Annotated in this window: 1 protein-coding gene; it reads right to left on the bottom strand. The window is 67.4% G+C overall.

The genetic code is table 11. The features are described 5' to 3' along the window. On the bottom strand, nt 1-433 hold a 433-nt coding region (locus tag AACY49_RS31240), incomplete at both ends, for a PAS domain-containing protein (protein ID WP_339528210.1).

The raw sequence follows: 433 nt of genomic DNA, 5'->3' as shown, positions 1-433 counted from the left end.
CGCCATGATCCCGGCGCTGCCGAGTCGATCGCCCGTCGCTCCCGAGATCAAATTCTCCATCGTCTGGGCGAGATCCAGGCCCTGCGTTGCATGGAAACGCCAGACCAGAAGGTTGCCGTCTTCGCCGGCCCGCGTCACTTCGGCGGAAAGCTGCGCGCCTTTGATGAGGAGTCGGGCGACTCCCGCCGAGCCATCACGCCAGGCGGCGCGTCCGGCAGCCCCCAAAAGCTCCACACCAGTCGCATCAAACGGCAGCCCCGGCGGGGTCGCAAAGCCGCCGAACAGCGTCTCGTAGCGATTGTTGGCGCACACCAACCGTCCGGCTCGATCGGTCACCGCAATCGCATCCGGGCTGCTCTCCGCAACCGTACGCGCGACGCTCCAATCCGGCTCGGCAGCGAGTTCCGCGGTGCGCGGGAACAGACGGCGGAAC

Source organism: Pseudomonas sp. EL_65y_Pfl2_R96, assembly GCF_963970905.1.
GTDB lineage: Bacteria > Pseudomonadota > Gammaproteobacteria > Pseudomonadales > Pseudomonadaceae > Aquipseudomonas.
Note: the sequence above shows the minus strand (reverse complement) of the source record. Positions and strands in the feature narration are given on the sequence as shown.